Consider the following 21,934-nt stretch of genomic DNA (forward strand, 5'->3'; position numbering starts at 1 on the left):
AGTTGTGCGCTTCTCAAGCTTCGGGGGTGGCCAGGGACTTCAGGAGGACGGAGGCCAGGCGGGAGGTGGCGTCTCCGCTGTCGACATCGGCGATGTGTACCGCGAAGGCCAGATCCCCCATCGTGGCGAGCAGCCAGCCGTCGGATCCGCCGGTCGCGGCGAACGCGGTGACGTCGCGGAAGCCACGCAGCGCGGCGGTTTCCGGCTTGTTGATGCCCTCGTGCATCATCGCGCGCAATCGGTCGACGGCGGGCGGGGGCAGGGCGGGGATCGGGTTGTCGACCTTGCCCGGCTTGCCTGCCTCGATCATCGGCGCGGCCACCTCGCCACGCGCGATAGCGGCGGCGGCGAGCGCCATACCGAACGGGCTGGCGAGCACCGCATCGGAACCGGCGCCCTGACGCACCTGTTCGGTGCTGCGCCCGGGTGCGGCGATCCGTCCCGTGACCTCGTCGAGCCCGGCCACCTTGAAGTCGACACCCACGCCGAGCGCGGCGGCGGCCTCCGAAGCTTCCTGCACCGAAACATCCTGCGGCGCTTTGTTCTTGGTCGCGGCGGCCACTGCACGGAACAGGTCCATGGTGCCGCCCGCCGGGAACAGCCCGGTGAACGCGATGGGCCCCTTCTCGGTGGCGTAACTGTTCTGCGCCACCGCGACGACGGCACCGGTCGACGGCTGGATCGCCACCACCGAGGCGGGCGTGCCGACGCTGACCACCGCGTCCTCGGCGGCCCGCTGCAGGCGCTGATCCATGGTCGCGGCGATATCGGGACCGGCGGGGCCCTGGTATCCGGCCACCTGGTTGACGAACCGTCCGTCGGCCTCGAAGATCTGCACGCCCCAGCCGGCCGTGGCCTCCAGACTGGCCTTCCACACCTCGCGCAGCGAGTCCAGCATCGGCGACCAGGTGCGGCGATCGGCGGAGATCAGCTTGGGCTGCTTCTCCATCACCACGCCGGGCACCTTGGCCATCCTCGGCTCGAGAATGGCGAAATCGCCCTCGCGCAGATTCACCGCGACCACCGGCTTGCCCTGCGAGGCAGCGAGCTGCTCCATCAGGTAGGGCCCGGTGATGAGCGGGGCGACGGGTTCGATGGCATCGGCCAATGCGTTGGTGGAGGCGACGAGGTCGCCGGTGCGGGCGGGGTCGATCTTGATGACATTGATGACCTGTTCGGTCATCAGCGGCTCGCCCGCCAGGTCGACCACGCGCGGCGGCGGCTTGGCCGTGGTTCGCACGAGCTTCACGGTGCGGTTGTTCGTCAACTGCGGCATCACCACGGCAGGGTCCCAGCTGATCCGCCAGCCGATGGCGAGCTTGCGGACGGTGCCCTGCAGCGTGTAGCTCCAGTCCTTGTTCTCGCCGAAGTTCCAGGCCACGTCCATGCTGAAAATGGCCGACTGGGCGTCGAGATCGATGACCTGGGTCTTCTCGTAGTCGACAGTGCCCGACTGCAGCCCCTCGAACATTTGCTTGATGGTTGCCGAAGCGGCGGCGGGGTAGGAGGTCAGATCGGCGGCTTTGGTGTAGTCCTGCTTGTCGAGCAGGTCGGTGAACCGCTGGACGACGGTCTCGGACTCACTCGTCTTCCCACCCACGCCACACGAGCACAGCGCCATCGCGAGGGTCGCAACCCCCGCGATCGCCATTGCGCCCCGGACGCGAAAGCGGCGGGATCCCCACACATCCATATCGCCCACTCTTCACTCTTGCCACTCCGGTAACAAAACAACCGTACCGGAAGTTGACCCGTCTCCGATGCCCCGGTAAACGGGACGCTATCCGACCTCAGCACCTCGATTGTGCCCGAACTCCGACCCCGTGAGGGGATGATTTCGAACCTCGCCCTGCCAGTGGCAACAACTGGCGCGCTTACCGTACCGGCAGGCCCGCACACTTGTGAGTATCTCGCATCGTCTGGCGATTCACAGCGAGGGTACCCATCGCCACCGACAACCAATCGCCCGCCACCGATCATCCGAATTCGCGTTCACCCACGGCACAATCGCGCACCCGAATTCCGGCGTAATCTTGTAATCACTGCAACACATGCACTCTCCGACAGCAGGTGATCATCATGCGCAACGCCCATCGCGAACGCGGATTCGGCCGTCCCGGCGGCTGGCAACAGGCCGATCTACCCGACGCGGCCGATGCCGCCGACTGGTTCGCCGGACGATTGCCCGCCGACTGGTTCACCGGCCCGCCCGAACTCGAGATCGACCGCGACGAGATCGTCGTCGTCGGCGAACTCCCCGATCCCGGCGACGCGGACGCACCCGCCTCGCCGGCGACCCGCGAGGGCGCGCTCGCCCGCTTCCGCGAGTCGACCCGCCCGGCGCGCATGCGCATCGCCGACGAGGCTCAGCGCCGGTACGGGCGAAGCGTCGCTTGGGGCGTTCGGGTGAACGGTGAACGAATCCTGTTCACCCACTTGGCCGTTCCCGTGATGACGCGCCTGCGTCAGCCCGAACGCCAGGTGCTCGACACCCTGATCGATGCGGGCGTGGCCCGTTCCCGCGCCGACGCGCTGGCCTGGACGGTGAAGCTGGCGGGCAAGCACGCCGAGAGCTGGTTGGCCGAATTGCGCGAAGCCATGCGCAAAGTGGACGACCTACGCGCGGAAGGTCCTACCGGCCTCTGAGTTCCCGGCCCCGGCTGCGGGAGCACTCGACCCGATGACGGTGCGACGACCCGAGGCCGGGGCCGCGGGTTAGGCTCGACCCATGGAGACGTCCGTGCAGGCCACCGGTCCGATTCTCGTGCTGAACGGGCCGAACCTGAACATGCTCGGCACCCGTCAACCACAGATCTACGGTTCCGACACCCTCGACGACGTGGTCGCCCTCTGCGAGCGCACGGCGGCCCGGTTCGGGCGCGAGGTGGTGGCGTTCCAGTCCAATCACGAAGGCGCCCTGATCGATCGGATCCATCAGGCGCGCGGTGTCGCGTCGGCCATCGTCGTGAATCCCGGTGGCCTCACCCATACTTCGGTCGCCCTGCGCGATGCCCTGGTGATTCCGGAGGTCCCGATCGTCGAGGTGCACATCAGCAATGTGCACGCCCGCGAGGAATTCCGGCACCACTCCTTCGTCTCCCCCATCGCCACCGCCGTCATCGCCGGACTCGGCATCCAGGGTTACGCGGCGGCGATCGAGTTCCTGAGTACGCGGGTCTAGGCCAGGCGGAAGACGGGGAATCCGGGCGCGATCGCGGCGAGTTCCTCCTCGGTCGAGTCCTTACCGACACCCTCGAAGAAGGCGCCGACCTCCCAGCCGAATTTCTTCAGGTAGAGGCGCAGTACCGGCACCTTCTCCGCATCGGGAACCTCGGTGGCCGAGAAGGTTTCGGTCTTGCGCCCGAGGCGCAATTCGCCCCCGCCCGCGACGCGCAGATTGCGCACCCACTGGGTGTGGCCGCGCGGCGCGACCAGATAGCGAGTGCCGTCGGCGTCGGCGAGCACGTTCACCATGGTGGTGCGCCATTCGCCGCTGGTGCGGCCGCGCACGGCGAGCAGCCGCGAACCCATGATGCTGATGCCAAGTCGCGGCAGCTGATTGACGACCCTGAGCAGGGTCGCCTCGATACCCGAGGGAGCCAGATAGCGACTCGCGTTCTCCATGCGCCAAGCATGTCAGCCATCGACCGGAAGCGAGCATCGAGATCCGATTTGCCCGTTTTCACGAAAGCATTGCCGCGATGAGTTGTAGTACATATGCTACATATCATCGAAGGTCGATGACTGGGAGGAATCATGGCTTCGAGTAACGGCGTCGTTCTCGACGTCCAGCGGTTGCGGATGCGCTACGACGAGGCGGACGTGCTGCACGATGTGACATTTCAGGCCGCGCGCGGGGAGGTGCTCGTCATGCTCGGGCCGAACGGCGCGGGCAAAACCACCACGATCGAGATCCTCGAGGGGTTCCGCAGGAGGTCGGCCGGTCGGGTCGATGTGCTGGGGGCCGATCCCGAACACGGTGACGAACACTGGCGCGCCAGGGTGGGGGTGGTTCTGCAGTCCTGGCGCGATCACGCGAAATGGCGTGTGCGCGAACTACTTCAGCACCTCGGCACCTACTACCGCCCCTATGCCACGGCGAATATCCAACGGCCTTGGGAAACAGACGAGCTCATCGAACTCGTCGGACTCACCGAGCAGGCGGGTGCGAAGATCGCCACACTCTCGGGTGGGCAGCGGCGCAGGCTCGATGTGGCCATCGGCATCGTCGGCAGGCCCGAACTGCTGTTCATGGACGAGCCGACCGCCGGTTTCGACCCGGCCGCGCGTCGCGATTTCCACGATCTGGTGCACCGGCTGGCCGATCTGGAGAACACCACCGTCCTGCTCACCACCCACGATCTCGACGAGGCGGAGAAGCTGGCCGACCGCATCCTGATCCTGGCCGGTGGGCGGGTGATCGCCGACGGGTCACCCGACGCGCTCGCCCGCTCGATCGCGGGGGAAGCACAGGTGAGCTGGACCGTCGACGATCAACGGTTCGTGCACACCACCACCGAGTCCACCAAGTTCGTGCACGAGCTGTTCACCCAGCACGGTGCCGACATCGCCGACCTCGAGGTGCGCCGCGCCTCGCTGGAAGACACCTATATGACCCTGGTCCGGCGCGCCGAGTCCGGCGAGACCGTCCACGCACTCACGGAGGTGACCCGATGAACACCGCTCTGCGCGCCGGTTTCGCCCGCGGCCTGATCGAACTGCGGCAGGTCTACACCAACGCACCCGATCTGATCGGTCAATTCCTCACCCCGGCAATCACTCTCGGCGTGCTGTTCCTGCTGCGCGACCGCGACTACGGCGACAGCGGGCTCGGTATCGCCGAGCTGGCGGTACCCGGCCTGCTCGGCAGCATCATCGCGTTCAACGGGATGTACGCCATCCTCAATGTGTTGGTGCTCGACCGCGAGGACGGCACGCTGCTGCGGGCCAAGGCGGTGCCCAAGGGCATGGTCGGCTACTTCGTCGGCAAAATCGTGAGCACCACGGGGGCGGTGGTGGCGCAGGTGGTTATCGTGCTCGGTGTGGGAATGGCGATCATCGGCGGCTCGTCGCTGAGCGGACCCGGCGCGGTGGCGACCTTCGTGTGGGTGCTCGCGCTCGGCCTGCTGGCCGTGCTGCCGATCGGCGCGATACTCGGCAGCGTGCTCGACACCAGGACGGCCTTCCTGCTCACCATCCCACTGATGGGCCTGATCGCGATCTCCGGCGTCTTCTACCCGATCACCGCCCTGCCCGGCTGGTTGCAGGTGCTCGGCCAGCTGTTCCCGATGTACTGGCTCGGCCTCGGCATGCGCTCGGCGCTGCTGCCGGGTGAGGCCGTCGGCATCGAACTCGACCAGTCCTGGCGTCATCTGGAAACTGTTGGCGTACTCGGCATCTGGGCCGTCGTCGGCTTGGCTCTCGCCCCGGTGGTGCTGCGGCGGATGGCCGAGCACGAGTCGGGCGCGACCATGGCGACGCGACGGGACAAGGCGATGCAGCGTGCCTTCTGAGGTCATCTACAACCGCATCGCGATGTTGCGCGCCGAGCGTGGCATCTCCCGGCGGGACCTCGCCGAAGCACTCGGCGTGCACTACCAGACCATCGGCTACCTCGAACGCGGCGAATACAGCCCGAGCCTGCACCTGGCGCTGCGCATCGCGGCCTATTTCGAGGTAGCCGTGGAGGTGGTGTTCTCCACCGAGCCGTTCCCCCGGCTCGGCACCGGAACGGCCTAGAACGAGCGAACCGTCCGACCCCACGTCGGACGGTTTCGCTGCTGCCTCAGGAGTTCTCGCCGCGCATCAGCTCATAGGTCGACACGGGCTTGCCCGCGGCCTCGGTGGCCGCGATGGCCTTGCGCCAGAACGACTGCGCCAGGTGCGAGAACGCCGCGTCGACACCGACTTCCTCGCTGGCGTCGATGATGTGCTGCGCGCCCGCGTCCATCATCTTCAGGCTGGCCAGGTCGGCCCAGCCGCCGTTCTGGTTCGCCACCGAGAACTGCTCCATGAAGTACGGGAAGGCCTCGCTGGCGCGGACCGCGAACGGAACGAACTGGGCGATGTCGTGACCGGACTTCGCGATCACGGCGGTGGCCTGGTCGAAGGCGAGCAGCCAGGGGTGGAAGATCACCAGCAGCGCCTGGTAGAAGACCTGTGCGAGACCGTCGTCGGCGCCGAGGTACTCCTGCGGGCTCAGCGGGCGAAGCAGGTCGGCGTGCGCGTCGAACACCGCTTTGGGACCGCTGTAGAAGATGTAGGACGCGGGATGGGCGATATTGTCGCCCGCCGACATCACGCCACCCGAGAAGAACTCGGCGCCGCGCTCACGCACCCACTTCGCACCCGCCCGCGCCTTTTCCGGCGAATCGGAGGACAGGTTGGCGATCACCTTGCCGGGCAGGTGGTCGACCGCCTGGCCGAGCACGTCGTACATGGCGTCGTAGTGGGTGAGGCTGAGCACCGACACCTCGTTGGCGTCGAGCGCCTCGGCGACGGTCTCGGCCCGCTTGGCGCCGAGGGCGACCATGGCGTCGACCTTGGCGGTGCTGCGGTTCCACACGGTCACCTCGACGCCCGCCTCGAGGAAGGCCTTGACCATGGACTGACCCATCGGGCCCAGGCCGAGAACGGAAACTGATCGGGTACTCATGGTGTAGCCCTTCGCTTTTTCGATACGGATTGGTTCGGCGCCGGTTTCCATGGTGTCGGCGGCGGCAGCGCGCGGGAAGACCGCACGTCGCAGTGCGGTTGCTTACCTATAGGTTCGAAATACGGTCAGAAGGGTGCGCAGACGATGAGCAGTGACGCAGATCACCAGGTGTGTGGCATGAGCCTGGCCATCGACGTGGTCGGTGGCAAATGGAAACTGCACCTGATGTGGGTGCTCGGCGAAGGGCCGCAGCGATTCGGGAACATCCGGCGGCTGCTCGACGGTGTGAGCGAGAAGGTGCTCACCGAGAACTTGCGCCATCTCGAGGCGGCCGGGGTGGTGCGTCGCGAGATCTTCCCGGAGATCCCGCCGCGCGTCGAATACTCGCTGACCCCGCTCGGCGAAACGCTGCGCGACGCGCTCGCCCCGCTCGAGGCGTGGGGCGACCGGCATCGTGCCGTGCTGGTGTGACCGGCGGCTACAGGTATTCGCGGGCGATGCGCTCGCCGATGCGTTCGAGTAGTTTCCCGGCGGTCAGCATCGACCGCGCCGCGTCGGGTTCCAGTTCGCTGAGCGGATAACAGGCGGCGAACCCGGCGGCGCGAATCTCGCCCGGCGACAGCATCGTTCGGCCAACCGCCGCCACTACCGGTACCCGCGCCGCGTTGGCCGCTGCCGCGACCCCCACGGGCGCCTTGCCGTGCATGCTCTGGTGATCGAGCGACCCTTCACCCGTCACCACCAGCGCCGCCCCCTTGACCAGCGCGGTGAATTCGAGCAGCTCGAGCAGCACGTCGATGCCGCTGCGCACCTCGGCGCCGAGGACGGCAAGCGCACCGAAACCGGTGCCGCCCGCCGCGCCAGCACCCCCGATCTCGGCATAGCCGGTGCCGAGGATGGCAGCCCAATTGGTGAGTGCGGCTTCGAGTTTCACCATCATGTGCCGGTCGGCGCCCTTCTGCGGCGAGTACACCGCCACCGCACCGGCCGGGCCGAGCAGCGGGTTGTCGACATCGCAGGCAAGGGTGAACCGCGCTCGCGCGACAGCGGGATGCAGGCCGGCCCGGTCGACGGCCGCCACCCGGCTCAGCAGGGTGACGACATCCATCGCGGTGCCGTCCAGTTCGTCGTTGTTCTCGTCGAGCAGGCGCAGGCCGAGCGCGCGCAACAGCCCAGACCCGCCATCCGTCGACGCACTCCCACCGAGCCCGAGCACGATCTCGCTCGCCCCCGCGTCCAGCGCGTGCGCCACCACGACGCCGAGACCGAAGGTGTCGGCGCGCAACGGCGCGAGCCTGCCACCGGGAAGTTTCACCAACCCGACCGCCGCGGCCAGCTCCACCACCGCGGTCTCGTCGCGTATCGCGTACACCGCCCGCGAAGGCTCGCCCGTCGGCCCCGGCGCGTCGATCTCCACCCGCTGCCAACCGGCTGCGGCGAAGGCCTCGACCATTCCGTCCCCACCGTCGGCCACCGGCACCGCCCGCACATCGGCCCCGGGCGCCCGGCGCCTGATTCCCACCCCCAACGCGGCCGCCACCTCGGGCGCGGTCAGCGAACCCTTGAACTTGTCAGGGGCAAGCACCACTCGAGGACCACTCATCCCGACATTCTCCGGGCAAACCTCCGAACCCGCCACCGTCTTCGACAACCCCACTGCGCGAGTACGCACCACCCCCGCCTTCCCGGCCCCGCACTCCCCGACCTCGAGGAGGGGACGTCGCGAAGCGGCGGTTCGCGGCGGGACCGGCGGGGCCGCGAACTCGAGCGCGCCAGCGCTCCAACAAACACTGTAGCTTCTACACATGGCGACCGAGGTCCGCGAAAATACCGCGCTGGAGCGGTTCGAACTCATCTCCGACGGTACCCCCGCCGGCTATATCGAATACCAGGACACCGGTGCCGAACGTGCCCTCGTCCACACCGAGATCTACCCGGAGTTCCAGGGCCGCGGGTTGGGGAACACGCTGGTCGAGTCGGCGCTCACGGCCAGTCGCAAGGAAGGGTTCGAGGTGCTGCCGATGTGTTCGATGGTGCTGCACTTCATCACCGAAAACCCCCGCTACATCTCCCTGGTCCCACAGGGAGCCAGGGAGATGTTCGGGCTGCCTCAGTAGTTGGCGACGGCCCCGTCGACGGCGGCTTGCAGTTCGTCCTTGACAAGGCGGGCGATATCGCCCGGTCGCGCGGGTAGCTCGAGCACGGGCGTTCGGAAGTAGAAGCTCGACGACACCACCTCGTCGGCGCCGGGTTCGATCGCGTCGGCGGGGCGCGGCCCGTAACTCAAGCCGATGGCGACGAGGGCGGGCGGGGCGCCGAGTTTGGCGGCGCGGAAGGCGATGTGCCCGATACCGCTGCCGACCGGCTGCACCGTCTTGTGGTCGACGAGGTTGCAGGTGCCCTCGGGGAAGACCGCGAGGTGATCGCCGTCGGCGAGGCGCTGGGCGCACACGTCCATCATGCGCTGACCTGCCGCGTTCACCGCGCGAATGCCGTGGTCCTTGCCCCGGAACACCGGGATCCCACCCATCATGTCGACCTTGCGGCGCTGTTCCGGATCGGCGAACAGTTCGTCCTTGGCCAGCACACGTACCCGGCCGATCTTGGCGCGCAGCGGTGACCGCCAGGCCGCGGCGGCGACGGTGTACGGGTCGCTCGTGGACAGGTGATTGATGGCGTAGATGATCGGCCGCTTGCCGCGCACCAGCGCGGCGACCTGCGCCTTGGCGCCCTCGGCGTAGCTGATCCTCGGCCGGAATCGCCGGGCGAGCACCGCGTAGGAAGCCAGCGCCTTCCACCGGTTCTGCCGATGTCGCAGGTAGTAGTCGTACACGGCGTCGCTGTCGTCGAGCAGGACTTCGGGCGTGTGCATGCCGCGACCCTACCGGGCATCGCCGGGCCGGTCGGGATGAGATATTTCCGGTTCTCCCCGGGTCGAGGGAAGCGCGGGACACCCATCCAATGCGATGATGGGCCGGTGGCACGCGGAGACGACCCGGACGAACGCCGGACTCGCGACGGGCACGGCGACGACCGACGGCGCGGACAGCTCGGTGCCCGCATCCGTGCCGGTAACCTGCTGGTGTCCGCGATCGAACTGGTAGAACCTACTTTTCGGCGGACAGTCGTGTACGTCATCGAGCACAACGACGCGGGCAGTCTCGGCGTGGTACTCAACCGCCCGAGCGAGACCCCGGTGCGCGATGTGCTGCCGCTGTGGGCGGATCTGGTGGCCGAGCCGACCGAGCTCTACATCGGTGGACCGGTGAAACGCGACGCCGCGCTGTGCCTCGGCGTGCTCCGGGTCGGCGCCGAGATCGGTGAGGTGCGCGGGCTGCGCCGGGTGGACGGGCGGGTGGTGCTCGTGGACCTGGACGCCGATCCCGCCGAGATCGCCCCGCTGGTGGAGGGCATCCGCGTGTTCGCCGGGTACGCGGGCTGGTCGATGGGGCAGCTCGAGGGCGAACTCGACAACGACGACTGGGTGGTGGTGTCGGCATTGCCGTCGGACCCGGTCGCGACCGATCGCCACGACCTGTGGGCGGGGGTGCTGCGGCGTCAGCCGCTGCCGCTGTCGCTGCTGGCAACCCACCCGATCGAGCTGGAACGCAACTGAAGTCCGGCCACCCCTGGCGAGGTGGCCGGATCTTGCTGTCTCTCAGCGGGTTTGTTTGCGGAAGATCGACTTCGACCAGAGGAACCCGCCACCGGCGATCGCCGCGCACCAGGCCAGCGACACCCAGCCGTTCACCCCGATCTCGGTGCCCATCAGCAGTCCGCGCAGGGTTTCGGTGATGGGGGTGAAGGGCTGGTACTCGGCGAACTGACGCAGGCCGACCGGCATGGTGTCGGTGGCGACCAGGCCACTGCCGAGGAACGGCATCATCACGATGGGAAACGGTGCGTTGCTGGCACTTTCGGCGTTCGGTGACAGCAAACCGAGGGCGATGGCGAGCCAGACGAAGGCGAAGGTCACCAGCGCGAGCAACCCGAAGGCCGCCACCCATTCCAGAGCGTTGGCGTTGGGCCGGAATCCGATCAGCAGCGCCACAGCGGTCATCACCGTGATGCCCGCCATCGCTTGGATTAGCGCGCCGAGCACATGACCGGTGAGCATCGAGGATTGCGAAATCGCCATCACCCGAAAGCGGTTCACGATGCCCTTACTGGCATCGGTGGCTATCGACACCGCCACCGACACCGTCATGTAGGCGGGCAGCAGCAACAGCATGCCTGGGGCCAGGTAGTCGATGTACTCACCGCCGGAAGACTTTTCGAGCGCGCCGCCGAACACGTAGTTGAACACGAGCAGCAGCACGATCGGCATGATGATGATGCTGAACGTCATGCTCGGGTAGCGCTTGGCGTGGGTGATGTTGCGGCGCAACATCGTCATGGTGTCGGCGAACGTGTGATCGCGCCGGACGGTCTGGGTGCTCATCGCACGGTCTCCTGGATGGTCGGCTTGCCGGTGAGGGTGAGGAATACGTCGTCGAGGTTCGGGGTGTGCACCGAGATGCCACCCGCCTCGATGTGATGGGCGTCGAGCACATCGAGCACCGCGCGCAGCGAACGCACGCCGCCGTCGCCCGGCACGGCGAGAGTGAGGCCGTCGCTGCCTTCGAGCACCTGCGCCGAGGAACCGAGGGCGAAGCGCGCCGCGTCGAGGCGGGCACGGTCGGCGAAGTCGATGCGGATGTGTCCGCCGGGGATGAGCCGTTTGAGTTCTGCCGCAGTGCCTTCGGCGACGATGCGGCCCTGATCGAGCACCGCGATGCGGTCGGCCAGCTGGTCGGCTTCCTCCAGGTACTGGGTGGTGAGGAAGACGGTGACGCCGAGGTCGTCGACGAGCGAGCGGATGATGTCCCAGATGGAGCGGCGGCTGCGCGGGTCGAGACCGGTGGTCGGTTCGTCGAGGAAGATGATGCGCGGATTGCCCACGAGGGTCATGGCCAGGTCGAGCCTGCGGGTCATCCCGCCGGAGTAGGTGCTCGCCGGCTTGTCGGCGGCCTCGACGAGGTCGAACCGTTCCAGCAATTCGGTGGCGAGACTGCGGATCTCCCGCTTCGGAAGGTGGTTCAGGGCACCCATGAGCTCGAGGTTCTCGCGGCCGGTGAGCAACTCGTCGACGGCGGCGAACTGACCGGTGACACCGATGAGTTCCCGCACGTCGTCGACCGAGGCGCGCACGTCGTGGCCGCCGACCCGGATCTCGCCGTCGTCGGCGCCGATCAGGGTGGTGAGGATCTGCACGGTGGTGGTCTTGCCCGCGCCGTTGGGGCCGAGCAGGGAGAAGATCGTGCCCTCGGCGACGGTGATGTCGATGCCGTCGAGGACCGTGTGCTCGCCGTACGCCTTACGCAGGCCGCGGGCGGTGATGGCGGGGTGAACCATGGTCGTCCCTTTCCAGAAGATTGCATTCATCGGTGCGAATAAGTGCATGTTTTAACCACACCGCCCCCTCGGGCTGCGGTGTCGGTGGGAGTTGTTGTGGTGCGCTAGATGTCGAGGTCTTCGATGCGCGGGTGCGCGGTGACTTCTTCGACCTTGCGGTACAGGTTGTCGGGGATGCGGTCCTTCAGGTCTTTCAGATCGTCGAGGATCTCGTACTCGTAGTCGCCCCAGTCGGTGGCCTGCTCGCCGATGCCGAGCAGGCGCCGCCAGTTCTTCCAGTCCTTCAGATCGCCGAGGTCGTCGGACGGGTAGTCCTTCCACTTCGCGGTATGGGTGGCGAGCACGAACTTGCCCTTGCGGCTGCGATACACCTGCTGATGCAGCGTTCGCTTGTCGGTCATATCGCGCCATTCGCCCAGCAGAACGCCCTGGAAGCGCACCTGCCGCACGCCGTCGCGACCGACCCGGAGCACGACCTCGTCGAACCCGGCCGCGCGACCCTCCTCCGACTCGATGAGCTTGCGCAGTGCGCTGACCACCGTGCTGGAGAGGTTGCCGCCGACGAGCTCCTGTGCCCGCTGGAACACCGGCAGATCGTCGTCGGATACGTAGATCGTCTTGTTGGGCATGAACTCAATATACATAGATGTATACGTACACACAAGGGTTGGTATTCGCCCACCCTCTGAACTCGGCGTCGGCGTGCCACGTAATCCCAGGTGACAGCAGTGATCACCGCTGTGGATCTTCGTGGCGGAGAAGGAGTGCCGATGCCGGACCGTGTGGTGGACTACCTGGTGCGGGCGGTGGCCGACCGGGGCATCGGCCAGATCTTCGGCGTCGACGGCGCCAATATCGAAGACCTCTACGACGCGATCTTCGACGCGGGCGGCCACCCGGCCGGAATCATCGCCAAACACGAGTTCTCGGCGGCGACCATGGCCGACGGGTACGCGCGCAGCACCGGTGGACTCGGAGTCGTCGCCGCGACCTCTGGCGGCGGGGCGGTGAATCTTGTCGCGGGGCTGGCCGAGTCATTTGCATCGCGGGTGCCGGTACTCGCGCTGGTCGGTCAGCCGCCGACAAGCCTGGAAGGTCGCGGCGCGTTCCAGGATTCCAGTGGGCTGGCCGAATCTCTCGATGCGGCAGCATTGTTCGCGACCGTGAGCCGATACTGCGCGCGGGTCACCGAACCGGCGCAGGTGCCTGGGCAACTCGTCGAGGCAATCGCGGCAGCCGAGTCCGGTGGGCCTGCGGTGTTGTTGCTACCCAAGGATATTCAGCAGCAGATGATGCCGGATCTGATCGCGGCACACAGCAATGGTCAACGGCCCGCGACGGTCGGCCGGGCAGTCACGGTACCGACCACCTCGGCCATCCACCAGCACAGCGCCCTTGCCGAGGTCGCCACTCAGCTCGCCGCCGCCCGCAGGTTGGGAAAGGTCGTGGTCATCGCGGGCGATCAGGTCGCCCGCGACAATGCCCGCATCGAACTCGCGGAACTGGTCGAGGCACTCGATGCCTCGATCGGTGTGGCACCGGACGCGAAGGACGTGTATTCCAACACCGGCCCCGGCTTCTGCGGCGTCGCGGGCAGCATGGGTCACGCCGACCTGCTCGATGCGCTGGAAACGGCGAGCGCCTGCCTGCTGGTCGGCACCCGCCTGCCGGTGACCACCCGTGCGGGCCTCGACGCCGCTCTCGCCGCGTTACCCCTGCTCAGCGTGGGCGCGCTCGCGCCCCATTTTCCCGCCACGCACGCCACCAGCACCGACCTCGCCACCGCGCTGACCGTCCTTCGTCCCGAGCGACACCACCCCGTGGTCGGCCACGACTCAGCCGTAACCACACGCACCGAACCGCACAACACCGACCTCACCCTCATGTCCGTTCCGGCCGCCGACGGCCCCGGCCTGCGCTACCGCGCAGTCGTGGAGGCGATTCAGCGCGAATTACCCGAGGGCGCCGACCTTTTCGTCGATGCAGGTAACACCGGCGCCTCGGTGGTGCATTACCTACGGGTGCCCGAGGGTGGACGATTCGTCGTCGCGCTCGGCATGGGTGGCATGGGTTACGCGTTCGGCGCCGGAATCGGTTCGGCGTTCGCCCGCGGTGCCGCCCACCGCACCGTCGTGATCGCCGGCGACGGGTCGTTCTTCATGCACGGCATGGAGATCCACACCGCCGTCGAATACGACCTGCCGATCACCTTCGTGGTGTTCAACAACAACGCGCACGCCATGTGCGTCACCCGTGAGCAGATCTATTACCGAGATCGCTACAGCTTCAACCGTTTCCGCACCACACGTCTCGGGGCGGGCATCGCCGCCATGTTCCCCGGACTACCCGCCCACACCGTCGACGAACCCACCGAACTCGACGCGACCCTGCGCCGTTGCCTGACCACCGACGGTCCGTCGTTCGTCGAAATCCGCTGCGACCCCGACGAAATCCCGCCGTTCCTGCCCTTCCTTTCCTGACCGACGAGGAGAACACCGTGACAACAAGTGCCCTGCCCGCACTCAGCGACATTCCCGACCGGATGGTGCCCGGCGTACTGCGCATCGAGAACTCGGATCGGGAGGCGACGACCCCGATCATCATGGACATGCTGCGTTCGGTGTACCCGCACGACCAGATCTTCGGTGACTACTGCCCGGTCCAGACCTATATCGACGCACCGCCACGCGAGGTCTTCGAGTACCTCGCCGACACCCGCTCGCTCGAGGAATGGACCTACAGCCTGCGTGGATTCACCGAAACAGACGAACCGGGGCTGTGGCTTTCCTACGACCGGCTCGGTGACGAGACGAAGTGTTTCACCCGCACCGTCGCCCACGCCGACGCGATGACCGTCGATTACCACTGCGCGTGGGACCAGTCCGAACACCTGTGGATGATCTACCTGATGCGGGTGGTCGACGCGAAACTGGTGTTCGACAAGCCCGGTTCGGTGGTGCTGTGGGTGAACTGCAAGCACCCCTTCTACGACGAGAACGGTTATCCGGAGACCGCGCCGCCGAAGCGGCCGGTGTGGGTCGGCGATTTCTGGGAGATGTTCTCCGCCGGTCATCAGCTGGAGCTGGACAACCTCAAGGCCATTTGTGAATACCGCGCGGCCAACGGGCTGCCGATCAAGCCGGAGTGGATGCAGTGAGTATGCCGTCAGTGAGTCTGGTCGATGTCGCGAGTTACCTGCCCGGTGACCCGGTGCCGACCGAATACTTCACCCAGTTCTCCCGCTCGGAGCGGATGGCCAAGAACGTGATGTTCCGTTCGCCAACCGGCCGCCACCATGTTGGGCGCGACGAAACCGCCGTCGACATGGCCGAACGCGCCTTCGACGTGCTGCGCGAACGCCACGGCGCCGACCTCGCCGCCGAGATCGACATCATCATCACCCACACCCAGCTGCCCGACAATCCGGTGCTCGGCGCCGCACCCGAGCTGGCCCGCAGGCTCGGTGCGCGCCCCACCCAGGTGCTCGACGTGCACAACAGCGGCTGCGCGGCCTTCGTGCACATGATGGCGATGGCGCGGATGATGATGGCGACCAGCGACGCGAAGACCGCGCTGATCGTCGCGGCCCAGAATTGCGCGGGCCCGGTGTTCACCCAGCCCGATATCCGCAAACTCGCCCAGGCGCCGGTGCCCGGCGACGGTTGCGGAATCGGCCTGCTGCGCAAGGACGATTCGGCGCCGATTCTGGATATCGAATGCCGCACCTACCCCGAATTCGCCGGCGACATGGACTTCACCACCAACGGCACCCGCAAGTACTGGGAACCGGGCGAGGGCCAGGGGTGCGTGAGTTTCTCCGAATCGAAGATCACCAAGGTGTTCGCGCGCGGCAACCGGCTCGTCCCGGAAGTGGCGCTCGCGGTGTGTGATCGGATCGGGGTGAAGAGCCGCGATATCGATACCTTTGTCACCAATCAGCCCAATCGGCTGTTCCTGCGCAATTGGCACGACGCGCTGGAATTGCCCGCCGAACGCCACCCGGACACCTTCGACCGGTGCGGCAACCTTTTCGCCGCGGGCATTCCCGTGACGCTCGATGTGGAGAACCAGGCCGGACGATTGCGCAACGGTTCGGTTGTTCTGCTGTCGGCGTTCGCGCACGCGGGTGACTTCGCCGGTGCCGCGGCGGTGCGCTGGGGAGCGGCGCGATGAGTGTGCGGTTGGTCGAGCCGACCATCCCGTCGCAGCGGTTCGGCAGCGAACCGGTACCGACCACGTTCGACCTCGGACTCAGCGAGAATCCCTTTCCGCCTTTGCCTTCTGTTCTCGCGGCGGTGAAAGAGACGCTCACCCAGGCCAATCGGTACCCCGAGTTTCTGCCGCAGGAACTGCCCCGGATCATCGCCACGCATCTCGGTGTCTCCTCCGCCGACGTGGTGGTCGGTGCCGGGGCCACCGGGGTCGCGATGCAGGTGATGCGTGCCCTGGGTGGCGGTGAACTCGTCACTGGCACACCGACATTCGACGGGTATCCGATCATGGCGGAGATGGCCGGGATGGCGGTCGTCCCGGTGCCGCTCGATCTCTCCGGAAACCAGGATCTCACCGCCATGCGGCGGGCGGTGAACCGGCGGACGGCGCTCGTCGTGCTGTGCAGGCCGCACAATCCGACCGGGACGGTGCTCGACGCGGGCGCCGTTCGCAAGTTCGTCGCGGCGGTGCCACAGCGGGTGCCGGTGTTGCTCGACGAGGCCTACGTCGAATTCCTCGCGGCGGGCGATCGGCTCGATCTGCGTGCTCTGCTGACCCGGCATCCGAACGTGCTCGTTCTTCGCACGTTCTCCAAGGCGTACGGGCTGGCGGGGCTGCGTATCGGCTACTGCGTCGGGCGCGGTGCGCTCATCGAGCGGGTCCGAGCGCAGCAGTTGCCGTTCGGGGTCACCACCGCCTCGGTCGCCGCCGTGCGGGCCGCCTACGCGGCAGGCGAGGAACTGCGTGAGCGGGTGGAGCACATCAATCGTGAACGCGATGTGTTGCGCTTGTCGTTGCGGGCATGCGGTTTCGACATTCCGCAAAGTCAGGCGAACTTCCTGTACCTGCCGGGCCCCGGCGTGGCGACGGCGCTGCGCCGGGCCGGGATCAAAGCCAAGGCCTATCCCGACGGCAGCGCCCGCATCGCGGTAGGCGATCCGGCGGCGGGACGCGCCGTGCACGCTGCCCTCGCCTGGCTGCGTGGAGGTGGTTTCATGACGACATGATCCGCAGGTGCACCCGAGAGTTCGTCGCCAACCCGGCTCCGGCGGTCGGCACCGCCAGCCGTACGCTGCTGCGCCTGCGGCTGGCGGGCCGCGACATCGTCGTCCGCCGCACCCGTATCGTTCCCGGCGGCACCAGCGGCTGGCATTTCCACGACGGAACACTGTTCGTGCTGGTCACCCGTGGTGTGCTCGATCATCCCTACCTTGCTCGCGGCCCCGCCGAATATCGCCGGTTCCGGCTGTTCCGGGAGCCGTGCGGGCCGGACAACGCCCACGTCGCCCGCAACAACGGGACCACCGAGGTCCGCATCCTCGTGCTCTACGTGAACCCGGCGGGTGCGCCGCTGTCGCGCCAGGTGCCTCCCCCACCCAACGGCTGACATCAGCAGCCGCCGCCTCCACCGCAACTGCTGCCGCCACCCCCGCCACAGCTGCTGGACGAACTCGAACCGGAGTCACAGCTGCTGCTCGACGAACCGCCGTCCGACCAGCCGCTGGACGAGCCACCCGAATAGCCGCCGTTGTAGGTCCAGTCGCTACCACTGGACCAGCGGTCGTTCCGGTTCCGGCGCTGACGCGGGCCCGGCCGGTACTGCGGAGACTGCCGAGATCCCGAACCGAGTGCCGCCTGCAAGATCGCGGCGAGAATGGCCAGCGGAACGAATACCACCATCGCCACAACCAGTACAGCGACGCCAACACTGAGAACCGTGCCGACGAGATCGACAAAACTCATGGCTCCTCCTGATTCGGGATCTGCCTCTCGATCCCGAATCTAGGTGCGCCACCTTGCGATTCACTTACTGCGAACTAGCAGCGCCACCCGGTCAGCTGCCGCCTCCGCAGCCACCACCCCCGCCGCAGCCGCCACCACCGCCACCGCCATCTCCGGAGTGACCACCACCGCCACCGCCCCAGTCGAAGAACCCCGCCGCCGACCAACCGCCACCAGTGGCACCCGCCGCGCCGGCACGACGAGCCTGCGGCTTCGTCAACAGGACCCGCTCACGCCTGCTCTGCACGATGCCGACGACGAACAGCACCCCCGCGAGCACGAACAAGGCGATGCCGAGCCAAGGAATGAAGCTGACGGCGACCACGCCACCGAACGCTACGAGAACCACCACTCCGAAAATCATCATGAACCCCCCGGTAAGTACCTACTTCCGTTGTACCGGAAGGGCGGCGGCGGGACCAGGAATCAGTTGGCGGGGGCGCAGGTGTCGCGTAGGGAGCAGCTGCCGCAGGAGGAGCCGCAGCCGCCGGCCGGGGCGGGGGGCATGAGGGGTTCTACGGTGCGGGCGGCGGCGTTCGCGCCTGCGCCGAGGGTGAAGATGGCGATCACGGCGACGGCGGCGGCTACGCCGAGGGCGGCGAAACCGCCCGCGACCAGGACCACGAGGCCGCCGGCGAACAGCAGGGCGCCCGCGCCGACGGAGGTGGGGGCGGCGATGCGGTTGGCGATGCGGAAGTTGTCGTCGCTGTGCAGGGCCGCCTCGGTGGTGACACCGAGGAAACGATTGCGGGGCAACTTGCCGAGCAGTCCGAGCACACCGGTCGCGATGGCGACCGCGGCCAGCGCGAACAGCAGGAGAGCGACGACGACCATTCATGCAGGCTAGCGCACCCTTGTCGAGTACCGATCCGGTGCTCCCCACCGAGGTGACCCGCCGCACAGCGCGCCCCGCTATACGGCCCTTCGGAAATGAACTGGCCGCAACGTTCTACCCTGTTAGACGATGTTTACCCCTGATCGGCGAGAACAAGAAGGCGGGACCGTGCAGGACACTCGTGCGACCGAGAGTGACGTACCTCAGCACCGGTACAACGCCGAGCTGGCGGGGCGGATCGAACAGCGCTGGCAGCGCAACTGGGCCGAACGCGGCACCTTCAACGCGCCCAACCCGGTCGGGCCGCTCGCGGGCGACACCCCCGACGACAAGCTGTTCATCCAGGACATGTTCCCGTTCCCGTCGGGCGCGGGTCTGCACGTGGGCCACCCACTCGGCTACATCGCCACCGACGTGTTCGGCCGCTACCACCGCATGCGCGGGCGCAATGTGCTGCACGCGCTCGGCTACGACGCCTTCGGTCTGCCCGCCGAGCAGTACGCCGTGCAGACCGGTGCGCACCCGCGCGTCACCACCGAGTCGAACATCGCGACGATGCAGCGTCAGCTGGACCGGCTCGGCCTGGGCCACGACCCGCGTCGCTCCTTCGCCACCACCGATCCCGAGTACTACCGGTGGACGCAGTGGATCTTCCTGCGCATCTACAACGCCTGGTACGACCAGGAGGCCGGTCGTGCCCGGCCGATCGCCGAGCTCGAAGAGCAGTTCGCCAGCGGTGCGCGTCCGGTGGCCGAGGGCGACTGGGCGTCGCTGAGCGCCACCGAGCGGGCGGCCCTGCTCGATTCGTATCGCCTGGTCTACCAGTCGGATTCGATCGTCAACTGGTGCCCCGGTCTTGGCACGGTGCTGTCCAACGAAGAGGTCACCGCCGACGGGCGAAGCGAACGCGGCAACTTCCCCGTGTTCCGTAAGCGCATGTGGCAGTGGATGATGCGGATCACCGCTTACGCCGACCGCCTCGTCGACGACCTGGACGAGCTGGACTGGCCCGACAACGTGAAGTCCATGCAGCGCAACTGGATCGGGCGTTCGCGCGGTGCGCAGGTGCGTTTCGACGCGCCCGAGGGCGAGACGATCGAGGTGTTCACCACCCGGCCCGACACCCTGTTCGGCGCCACCTATGTGGTGCTCGCGCCGGAACACGAGCTGGTCGACAAGCTGACCGCCGCCGCCTGGCCCGCCGACACCGACACCCGCTGGACCAACGACAGCGCCACGCCGGCGGAAGCCGTTGCGGCGTACCGGAAGTCGATCGCGGCCAAGTCGGATCTGGAGCGGCAGGAGAACAAGGAGAAGACCGGCGTCTTCCTCGGCTCCTACGCCACCAACCCCGCCGACGGCAGCCAGGTGCCGATCTTCATCGCCGACTACGTGCTGAGCGGCTACGGCACCGGCGCCATCATGGCGGTGCCCGGCCACGACCAGCGTGACTGGGACTTCGCCACCACCCTCGGCCTGCCGATCGTGGAGGTCATCTCCGGCGGCGACATCACCGAGGCGGCCTGGTCGGGTGAGGGCGAGCTGGTGAATTCCGGCTTCCTGAACGGTCTTTCGGTCGACGAGGCGAAGGCTGCCATGATCGGCCATCTCGAAGCCGAGGGCCACGGCACCGGCACCATCCAGTACAAGCTGCGCGACTGGCTGTTCGCGCGGCAGCGGTACTGGGGTGAGCCGTTCCCCATCGTCTACGACGCCGATGGTGTCGCGCACGCCCTGCCGGAATCCATGCTGCCCGTGGAACTTCCGGAGATGGCGGACTTCGCGCCGGTCACCTTCGATCCCGACGACGCGAACTCCGAGCCGTCCCCGCCGCTGGCCAAGGCCACCGACTGGGTGAACGTGGAACTCGACCTGGGTGACGGCCCCAAGCAGTACCGCCGCGACACCAATGTCATGCCCAACTGGGCGGGTAGCTCCTGGTACCAGCTGCGCTACGCCGACCCGACCAATACCGAGACGTTCTGCGCCGAGGAGAACGAGAAGTACTGGCTCGGCCCGCGCACCGACAAGCACGGCCCGAACGACCCGGGTGGTGTCGACCTGTACGTCGGCGGTGTCGAGCACGCGGTGCTGCACCTGCTCTACGCGCGGTTCTGGCAGAAGGTGCTGTTCGACCTGGGTGATGTGTCGAGCAGCGAGCCCTACCGCCGCCTCTACAACCAGGGTTATGTGCAGGGTTACGCCTACACCGACGAGCGCGGTGCGTACGTGCCCGCCGCCGAGGTGGTGGAGCGGGACTCGAAGTTCTTCTGGACCGGTCCCGACGGTGTCGAGATCGAGGTTTCCCAGGAATACGGCAAGATCGGCAAGTCGCTGAAGAACGCCATCTCCCCCGACGAGATGTGCGACCTGTACGGCGCCGACACCTTCCGGTTCTACGAGATGTCGATGGGCCCGTTGGACACCTCGCGTCCGTGGGCGACCAAGGACGTCGTCGGCGCGCACCGGTTCCTGCAGCGGGTGTGGCGACTGGTGGTCGACGAGGAGACCGGCGCGGTGAAGGCCACCGACGCCGCACCGTCCGACGAGACGCTGCGCCTGGTGCACCGCACCATCGCCGGTGTAGACGAGGATCTGGCCGCCCTGCGCGACAACACGGCGGGCGCGAAGCTGATCGAGCTGACCAACCACCTGACCAAGAACTACCCCGACGGCGCACCGCGCGCGGCCGTGGAACCCCTGGTCCTGATGCTCGCTCCGCTGGCGCCTCACATCGCCGAGGAACTGTGGGAACGGCTGGGCCACAACGCTTCCCTGGCCCATGGTCCGTTCCCCACCGCCGATCCGGCGCTGCTCGTGGCGGATTCGGTGGAGTACCCGATTCAGGTGAAGGGCAAGGTGCGCAGCCGGATCCAGGTGCCCGCCGACGCCGACCCGGCCGCGATCGAGGCAGCCGCGCTGGCCGACGAGAAGGTCGTGGCACTGCTCGAGGGCGCGGCCCCGCGCAAGGTGATCGTGGTGCCCGGCAAGATGGTGAACATCGTGCCGTAGCCGTTGAGCTACCGATGGGCCGGCGAGTTCTGTTCTCGCCGGCC

At 67.4% G+C, this 21,934-nt stretch carries 24 protein-coding genes; 14 read left to right on the forward strand and 10 right to left on the reverse strand.

Annotated elements, in window-relative coordinates:
* Nucleotides 1–13: 13 nt before the first annotated feature.
* Entirely contained in the window at nucleotides 14–1,600 is a 1,587-nt protein-coding gene (locus tag LDL21_RS21690; protein WP_225281550.1) for an NTF2-like N-terminal transpeptidase domain-containing protein, read from the reverse strand.
* A 479-nt stretch (nucleotides 1,601–2,079) separates the two neighbouring features.
* Between LDL21_RS21690 and abmR the strand changes: the two genes are divergently transcribed.
* Together abmR and aroQ are read left to right on the forward strand one after the other, a co-directional pair.
* Nucleotides 2,080–2,646, forward strand: coding sequence for an ATP-binding transcription factor AbmR (gene abmR / locus LDL21_RS21695; RefSeq protein ID WP_225281551.1), 567 nt, complete (start codon nucleotides 2,080–2,082; stop codon nucleotides 2,644–2,646).
* Nucleotides 2,647–2,728: 82 nt separating this feature from the next.
* Nucleotides 2,729–3,181 (forward strand): type II 3-dehydroquinate dehydratase, encoded by a 453-nt coding sequence (aroQ, locus tag LDL21_RS21700; protein ID WP_225281552.1) that lies wholly within the window; start codon nucleotides 2,729–2,731, stop codon nucleotides 3,179–3,181.
* On the opposite strand, the gene LDL21_RS21705 is transcribed toward aroQ, so the two are convergent.
* Nucleotides 3,178–3,624 (reverse strand): nitroreductase/quinone reductase family protein, encoded by a 447-nt coding sequence (locus LDL21_RS21705; RefSeq protein WP_225281553.1) that lies wholly within the window; start codon nucleotides 3,622–3,624, stop codon nucleotides 3,178–3,180. The genes aroQ and LDL21_RS21705 overlap by 4 nt on opposite strands.
* A gap of 132 nt (nucleotides 3,625–3,756) precedes the next feature.
* Here LDL21_RS21705 and LDL21_RS21710 point away from each other — a divergent pair, with 132 nt between their 5' ends.
* From LDL21_RS21710 to LDL21_RS21720, 3 genes are read left to right on the forward strand one after another with little or no spacing between them, the layout of a single operon-like run.
* Nucleotides 3,757–4,677, forward strand: coding sequence for an ABC transporter ATP-binding protein (locus LDL21_RS21710; RefSeq protein ID WP_225281554.1), 921 nt, complete (start codon nucleotides 3,757–3,759; stop codon nucleotides 4,675–4,677).
* The gene (locus tag LDL21_RS21715; RefSeq protein ID WP_225281555.1) at nucleotides 4,674–5,513 is read left to right on the forward strand and encodes an ABC transporter permease; all 840 of its coding nucleotides are present in this window, start codon (nucleotides 4,674–4,676) and stop codon (nucleotides 5,511–5,513) included. Before LDL21_RS21710 ends, LDL21_RS21715 begins: the two co-directional genes overlap by 4 nt.
* The gene (locus LDL21_RS21720) at nucleotides 5,503–5,739 is read left to right on the forward strand and encodes a helix-turn-helix transcriptional regulator (protein WP_067643518.1); all 237 of its coding nucleotides are present in this window, start codon (nucleotides 5,503–5,505) and stop codon (nucleotides 5,737–5,739) included. Before LDL21_RS21715 ends, LDL21_RS21720 begins: the two co-directional genes overlap by 11 nt.
* A 46-nt stretch (nucleotides 5,740–5,785) precedes the next feature.
* Here the strand turns inward: LDL21_RS21720 and LDL21_RS21725 are convergent, their stop codons facing one another.
* Nucleotides 5,786–6,655 carry an NAD(P)-dependent oxidoreductase gene (locus LDL21_RS21725; RefSeq protein WP_181699837.1) on the reverse strand — a complete coding sequence of 290 codons (870 nt, stop codon included), beginning with the start codon at nucleotides 6,653–6,655 and terminating at the stop codon, nucleotides 5,786–5,788.
* 144 nt (nucleotides 6,656–6,799) lie between these two features.
* Here LDL21_RS21725 and LDL21_RS21730 point away from each other — a divergent pair, with 144 nt between their 5' ends.
* Nucleotides 6,800–7,126 (forward strand): winged helix-turn-helix transcriptional regulator, encoded by a 327-nt coding sequence (locus tag LDL21_RS21730; protein WP_067497730.1) that lies wholly within the window; start codon nucleotides 6,800–6,802, stop codon nucleotides 7,124–7,126.
* Between the two features lie 7 nt (nucleotides 7,127–7,133).
* Here LDL21_RS21730 and LDL21_RS21735 read toward each other — a convergent pair whose 3' ends face one another.
* Nucleotides 7,134–8,258, reverse strand: a complete 1,125-nt coding sequence (locus LDL21_RS21735; RefSeq protein WP_181699835.1) for a glycerate kinase — start codon at nucleotides 8,256–8,258, stop codon at nucleotides 7,134–7,136.
* Between the two features lie 202 nt (nucleotides 8,259–8,460).
* Here LDL21_RS21735 and LDL21_RS21740 point away from each other — a divergent pair, with 202 nt between their 5' ends.
* The gene (locus tag LDL21_RS21740) at nucleotides 8,461–8,772 is read left to right on the forward strand and encodes a GNAT family N-acetyltransferase (protein WP_225281556.1); all 312 of its coding nucleotides are present in this window, start codon (nucleotides 8,461–8,463) and stop codon (nucleotides 8,770–8,772) included.
* Here the strand turns inward: LDL21_RS21740 and LDL21_RS21745 are convergent.
* Nucleotides 8,766–9,527, reverse strand: coding sequence for a lysophospholipid acyltransferase family protein (locus tag LDL21_RS21745; protein ID WP_067643509.1), 762 nt, complete (start codon nucleotides 9,525–9,527; stop codon nucleotides 8,766–8,768). The two genes, LDL21_RS21740 and LDL21_RS21745, sit on opposite strands and share 7 nt — an antisense overlap.
* A 105-nt stretch (nucleotides 9,528–9,632) precedes the next feature.
* Between LDL21_RS21745 and LDL21_RS21750 the strand changes: the two genes are divergently transcribed.
* A complete protein-coding gene (locus LDL21_RS21750; protein ID WP_225281557.1) occupies nucleotides 9,633–10,271 on the forward strand; it encodes a YqgE/AlgH family protein in 639 nt (212 codons plus the stop codon).
* Nucleotides 10,272–10,313: 42 nt separating this feature from the next.
* On the opposite strand, the gene LDL21_RS21755 is transcribed toward LDL21_RS21750, so the two are convergent.
* The 3 genes from LDL21_RS21755 to LDL21_RS21765 form a co-directional block, all read right to left on the reverse strand.
* Nucleotides 10,314–11,096 carry an ABC transporter permease gene (locus tag LDL21_RS21755; protein ID WP_225281558.1) on the reverse strand — a complete coding sequence of 261 codons (783 nt, stop codon included), beginning with the start codon at nucleotides 11,094–11,096 and terminating at the stop codon, nucleotides 10,314–10,316.
* Nucleotides 11,093–12,049 (reverse strand): ATP-binding cassette domain-containing protein, encoded by a 957-nt coding sequence (locus tag LDL21_RS21760; protein WP_225281559.1) that lies wholly within the window; start codon nucleotides 12,047–12,049, stop codon nucleotides 11,093–11,095. The genes LDL21_RS21755 and LDL21_RS21760 overlap by 4 nt, the downstream gene beginning before the upstream one ends.
* A gap of 104 nt (nucleotides 12,050–12,153) precedes the next feature.
* Complete coding sequence (locus LDL21_RS21765) at nucleotides 12,154–12,678, reverse strand: EXLDI protein (RefSeq protein WP_067643858.1); 525 nt, start codon at nucleotides 12,676–12,678, stop codon at nucleotides 12,154–12,156.
* Nucleotides 12,679–12,819: 141 nt separating this feature from the next.
* On the opposite strand from LDL21_RS21765, the gene LDL21_RS21770 reads away from it, so the two are divergent.
* From LDL21_RS21770 to LDL21_RS21790, 5 genes are all read left to right on the forward strand, one after another.
* On the forward strand, nucleotides 12,820–14,529 hold the full coding sequence (locus tag LDL21_RS21770) for a thiamine pyrophosphate-binding protein (protein WP_225281560.1): 1,710 nt from the start codon (nucleotides 12,820–12,822) through the stop codon (nucleotides 14,527–14,529).
* 62 nt (nucleotides 14,530–14,591) lie between these two features.
* Entirely contained in the window at nucleotides 14,592–15,206 is a 615-nt protein-coding gene (locus LDL21_RS21775; protein ID WP_225281718.1) for a DUF8713 domain-containing protein, read from the forward strand.
* 2 nt (nucleotides 15,207–15,208) lie between these two features.
* A complete protein-coding gene (locus tag LDL21_RS21780) occupies nucleotides 15,209–16,222 on the forward strand; it encodes a 3-oxoacyl-ACP synthase III family protein (protein ID WP_181699821.1) in 1,014 nt (337 codons plus the stop codon).
* Nucleotides 16,219–17,268 carry an aminotransferase class I/II-fold pyridoxal phosphate-dependent enzyme gene (locus LDL21_RS21785; RefSeq protein WP_225281561.1) on the forward strand — a complete coding sequence of 350 codons (1,050 nt, stop codon included), beginning with the start codon at nucleotides 16,219–16,221 and terminating at the stop codon, nucleotides 17,266–17,268. The genes LDL21_RS21780 and LDL21_RS21785 overlap by 4 nt, the downstream gene beginning before the upstream one ends.
* Complete coding sequence (locus LDL21_RS21790) at nucleotides 17,265–17,648, forward strand: cupin domain-containing protein (RefSeq protein WP_225281562.1); 384 nt, start codon at nucleotides 17,265–17,267, stop codon at nucleotides 17,646–17,648. Before LDL21_RS21785 ends, LDL21_RS21790 begins: the two co-directional genes overlap by 4 nt.
* Before the next feature lie 447 nt (nucleotides 17,649–18,095).
* On the opposite strand, the gene LDL21_RS21795 is transcribed toward LDL21_RS21790, so the two are convergent.
* Both LDL21_RS21795 and LDL21_RS21800 read right to left on the reverse strand, forming a co-directional pair.
* A complete protein-coding gene (locus LDL21_RS21795) occupies nucleotides 18,096–18,410 on the reverse strand; it encodes a hypothetical protein (RefSeq protein ID WP_067643487.1) in 315 nt (104 codons plus the stop codon).
* Between the two features lie 59 nt (nucleotides 18,411–18,469).
* Nucleotides 18,470–18,877, reverse strand: coding sequence for an SdpI family protein (locus LDL21_RS21800; RefSeq protein WP_181699812.1), 408 nt, complete (start codon nucleotides 18,875–18,877; stop codon nucleotides 18,470–18,472).
* A 130-nt stretch (nucleotides 18,878–19,007) separates the two neighbouring features.
* Here LDL21_RS21800 and leuS point away from each other — a divergent pair, with 130 nt between their 5' ends.
* Nucleotides 19,008–21,890, forward strand: a complete 2,883-nt coding sequence (gene leuS / locus LDL21_RS21805; RefSeq protein ID WP_255675304.1) for a leucine--tRNA ligase — start codon at nucleotides 19,008–19,010, stop codon at nucleotides 21,888–21,890.
* Nucleotides 21,891–21,934: the final 44 nt, after the last annotated feature.

Origin of the sequence: Nocardia rosealba (genome assembly GCF_020216065.1) — a bacterium.
Lineage (GTDB): Bacteria > Actinomycetota > Actinomycetes > Mycobacteriales > Mycobacteriaceae > Nocardia > Nocardia rosealba.